The organism is Candidatus Eisenbacteria bacterium (assembly GCA_035577985.1).
Lineage (GTDB): Bacteria > Desulfobacterota > Binatia > DP-6 > DP-6 > DATJZY01.
In genome coordinates, this window is the sequence record DATJZY010000017.1 from 1 (window position 1) to 4,565 (window position 4,565).

At 71.2% G+C, this 4,565-nt stretch carries 4 protein-coding genes; all 4 read left to right on the forward strand.

The features are described from left to right. Nucleotides 1-389, forward strand: a 389-nt coding sequence (locus VMS22_02090; protein ID HXJ32802.1) for a protease modulator HflC, incomplete at its 5' end; no start/stop codon positions are given. Further along, a complete protein-coding gene (locus VMS22_02095; protein ID HXJ32803.1) occupies nt 386-1,462 on the forward strand; it encodes a protease modulator HflK in 1,077 nt (358 codons plus the stop codon). The genes VMS22_02090 and VMS22_02095, both read left to right, overlap by 4 nt. Continuing rightward, entirely contained in the window at nt 1,459-3,390 is a 1,932-nt protein-coding gene (locus VMS22_02100; GenBank protein HXJ32804.1) for a cation-translocating P-type ATPase, read from the forward strand. Before VMS22_02095 ends, VMS22_02100 begins: the two co-directional genes overlap by 4 nt. 72 nt (nt 3,391-3,462) lie before the next feature. Next, nucleotides 3,463-4,565, forward strand: a 1,103-nt coding sequence (locus VMS22_02105) for a M23 family metallopeptidase (GenBank protein HXJ32805.1), incomplete at its 3' end; no start/stop codon positions are given.

Genomic DNA, 4,565 nt, shown 5'->3' on the forward strand with positions numbered 1-4,565 from the left:
TCGAGCAGATCCGGCTCGAGCGCATCGCATTGCCCGAGGAGAACGTGACCGCCGTGTTCGAGCAGATGCGCGCCGAGCGCCGCCAGTACGCGGCGAAATTCCGGGCCGAGGGCGAACGCGAGGCCAGTCGAATCCGCTCCGCAGCCAGCCTCGAAGCGGCCCAGATCCGCGCGAAGGGCGCCGAGGAGGCGGCCCGCATCCGCGGCGAGTCGGCCGCCCTGGTGGCGAAGACCTACGCAGACGCGAATCGCGCGGATCCGGAGTTCTACAAGTTCACCCGGTCCCTGGAGTCCCTCGACAAGCTGATCAACGACAACACCAGCCTGATCCTCCGGACCGACACCGAACCGTTCTCGCTGCTCCAGAGCCAGAGCGCAAGCGGCCGATGAGGAGGTCCGCCGCCCCCTCGGAGCTCCGACTGCTCGTCGCGCCGCTGGGTCGCCTGCTCGACGCGGCGTGGCGACGCATGCACTGGTGGGTCGCAGCGATGGCGTTCCTCTACGCGGTGTCGGGCATCACGGTGATCGGGCCGGACGAGGTCGGTGTGGTGGAGCGCTGGGGACGAGTGGTTGGCGACTCCCCGGCGACCCGCGAACACGGCCCCGGCCTTCTCTTTGCGTTCCCGAAGCCGGTCGACCAGGTCGTGCGCGTGAAGACCCGGAACGTACGCGAGCTGCCCGTCCGACTGGCTCCGTCGTCGTACGTGGGGACCAGCGCGACGACGCTCGATCCACTGACCGTGGGCTATGCGCTCACCGGCGACCAGAACATCGTCCACGTCCAGCTGGTCGCACGATTCCGGGTGCACGATGCGGCGGAATGGGCGTTCTACGGCCCGCCCTCGGAAGAGATCGTGCGCACCGAGGTGATCGCTGCGACGGTCCGTTCGCTCGGCGAGATGGACGTCGATCGGGTCCTCTCCGACCAGCGCAAGGACCTGATCAAGGCAGTGACGCGTCGCGCGCAGGCGGGCCTCGACGCCGCGGGCTCCGGCTTGGAGCTGGTCTCGCTCGAGCTCACCGACCTCTCTCCGCCGGTCGCGCTCCGGCGGGACTTCGAAGCAGTGCAGAGCGCGTACATCGGCGCCGAGACCCAGAAGAAGGACGCGCAGGCGTTCGCCCAAGACATCGTTCCCAAGGCCAACGCATCCGCCAACACCGAGGTGCAGTCCGCCCGCGCCGACGCGGCGACCGACCAAGCGAGGGCGCAGGGCGACGCGAACGCCTTCCTCGCTCTCGAACGCGAGTACCGGGCCGATCCCGCCGTCGTGCGCGAGCGTCTCTATCGCGATGGGGTGGAGCGGGCGGTCGCATCGGCGGGCGCAGTCCGCTGGCTTCCGCCGCCCGCGGGAGGCGACTATCACGGCCTGCGCGTTCTCGTCGCTCCCGAGCCGCAGCGTCCCCCGAGCGAGTCGAACCGTTCGACGGTGCCGCTCGGGCGACCGCCCGAGGAGCTTCCGTGAGCGCGATCGCGCCCGGCATGGAGGCGGACTCGAGCGCGATGCCCGCCGGAGCGCTCTCGGCGCAGGAGCGCCGCCGCATCGGCATGCGCCTCGGCGCAGGGCTCGTGGGCGTCGGACTGCTCGCCCTCGGCACGCTCCTGATCCGACTCGCGCCGGGCCAGTGGCAGCTCGGCGAGGTGCTCCGCGGACTCGCGGCCGTCGTGGTCGGAACACCGATCCTGATCGCCGGGGTGCGCGGCATCCTCACCGGCGAGACGCGCGGCGCGACCGATCAGCTGGTCGCGATCGCGGTGCTCGCGGCGATCGCGATGGGCGACTTCGTGACCGCCACACTCGTGCCGCTCTTCCTCGAGGTGGGGCGGCTCTTCGAGGAGCGCAGCTCCCTCGGCGCGCGCGCCGCCATCGACGGCATCCGGGCCCTCGCCGCACGACAGGCGACACGCTGGCGCGACGGCGTGGAGGAGCGCGTCGATCCCGCGCGCCTCGTCCAGGGCGACGTGATCCTGGTGCGGCCCGGTGAACGGATCCCGGTGGACGGAGCGGTGCTGGTGGGGACGGCGGCCGTGGACCAGTCCGCGGTGACCGGCGAGTCGCGACACGAGGACGTCGGGCCGGGCAGCCCCGTCTTCGCGGGCACGGTCGCCCTCGACGGACTGCTGCGCGTGCAGGCGCGCGAGACGGGTACCGACACGGTTCTAGGTCGCGTCGTCAGCCTGCTGGCCGAGGTGGAGCGGACGACCGTGCCCGTGCTCCGCCTCTTCGAGCGACGCGCTGGCGTGTGGCTGCCGGTGGTCCTCACCCTGGCCGCCACGACGCTCTTCTTCACCCAGGAGCTCTCTCGCGCGATCGCGGTGCTGGTCGTCGCGACGCCGACCGCGCTGGTCGTCGCCGGTCCTGCCGCCATGGTGGCGGCGATGACCGCGGCGACGCGACTGCGCATCCTGATCAAGAGCACCGACTTCCTCGAGCGCGCCTCCGAGGTGGACACGCTCGTGCTCGACAAGACGGGCACCGTGACGATGGGAGCGCCGCAGCTCGCGGAGGTCGTGCCGGCGCCCGGGATCTCGGCGCAACGCCTGCTCGGTGTTGCGGCGTCCTGCGGCTTCGGCTCGCTGCATCCATTCTCCCGCGCTGTGGTGGCGGGGGCGCGCATGCGCGGAGTCGAAGTCGCAGCGCCCACGGATCTACAGGAGCAGCCCGGACTCGGAGTCGTGGCGGTGATCGATGGCGAGCGCGCCGTGCTCGGGCGTCGTGCCTTGCTCGTGAATCTCGGCATCGATCCCGGCGAGAGCGGCTCGGAGGACGCGGCCGGCGTGTGGGTCGCGTTCGGGCAGCGCTACCTCGGGCGCATCGCGTTTCGCGACCCGCCCCGCGCCGATGCGCGCGAGGCGCTCGAGGCGATGCGGCGGCTCGGAATCGATCGGCTGATCCTGCTCACCGGGGACAAGACGGGCGTGGCGCGAGCCGTCGGCGACGCGCTCGGCGTGGACGAAGTCGTTGCGGAAGTGATGCCGTCGCAGAAGCTCGAGTTGGTGCGCGCCGAGCAGAGCGCCGGCCGCACCGTGATGATGGTCGGTGACGGCGTCAACGACGCACCTGCACTCGGCGGAGCCGACGTCGGCGTGGCGATCGGCGCCGAGATCAACGAGGTCGCGCTCGGGGGCGCCGATGTGGCGCTGCTCGGGGCCGACCTCGATCGCCTGCCGCTGCTCGTGCGACTCGCCGACGTCACGCGCGCCGTGATCGGCCAGAACGTGTGGCTGGCGTTCGGATTCGCGGTGGCGCTGATCGCCCTAGCGGCCGCCGGCGTCCTCGATCCGCTCGCCGGCGCGTTGGCTCAGAGCTTCGCCGTGCTGGTCGTCGTCGTGAACAGCACGCGCATCCTGCACTTCGACCGGGAACGAACGCCTCGCATGAACGACGGATGACGTCGCTCCAGTGCGGTGTCATCCGCTCAAGCTACGGTCCGCGCCGTCGATCCAAGGAAGGGGGGGGAGACCTTGGCGCGCGCCTGCACGTTCTCGGCCGGACTCCGTTTCTCTGCCGCGCTGCTTGCGGGCGTGCTCGTCGTCGGCTCGATGGCACGCGCGGCGCGCTCCGACTCGGCGGGCGTAGCTCCGGATGCCACCGGCGGGTTGGCATTGACCATTGGCCGCGGCGACACGTTGGTCGGTGCCCTGCTCCGCGCCCACGTCGATCGGAAGCAGGCCTACGCCGCGGTCGCGGCCCTCGACGACTTCTTCGATCCGCGATCCCTGCGAGGCGGCGATCGCGTGTCGATCCAGCTCGGCGATGACACGTCGGCGGGCCATCACTACATCCGCTCGCTGCACGTGACGACGGCGCGCCATCAGGACCTGACGATCGTCGCCGACCGCGACGGCAACTTTGCACTGCCGCGGTCGTCGCCGGCGCGCAGCGAATGGTCGCTCGCCGTGCACAGCCGCTCCGGCGACGTCGCAGGCGAGTTCCGAGCCGCGCTCGCGGCCGCGGCAGTGCCGGCCGCGGTGATCGACGAGGCGCTCGTCGCATTCGCCTGCGATCCGGACCTGCCGGAGCATCCGATGCCGGGCAGCCGCTTCACCGTCGTCTACGAGGCTCTGGAGGGACTCGGGGGGGACAGCGATGCGGCGCATCTTCGGTACGCGTCGCTGCAGAGCGACGGCACCGAGCACAGGGTCTACCGCTACCCGATGAACGGCAACGACGTCGCCTTCGTCGAGGCGAGCGGACGCGGCGTGATGCCGTTGCGCCTGGAGCAGCCGGTCGGCGACGCTCCCATCACCTCGCCCTGGGGCTGGCGCATCCATCCGGTCCTCGGTCTGTGGAAGTTCCATCGCGGGGTGGACTTCGGTGCGCCTACGGGTGCGCCCGTCCACGCCGCGGCCGACGGCGTCCTCGAGACGATCGGCTGGCGCGGCAACTACGGTCACTACATCCGCTTGCGTCACTCCGAGCACGTCGAGACCGCCTACGCCCACCTCTCGCGCTTCGCGAACGGTCTCGGGCCCGGCAGCCACGTGCGTCGCGGACAGGTGATCGCATACGTCGGCGCCTCCGGCCTCGCGACCGGATCGCATCTCTACTACGAAGTGCTGATCGA

Coding starts and splice junctions, on each gene's coding strand:
- VMS22_02095 (HXJ32803.1), top strand. CDS start 386: ATGAGGAGGTCCGCCGCCCCCTCGGAGCTCCGACTGCTCGTCGCGCCG.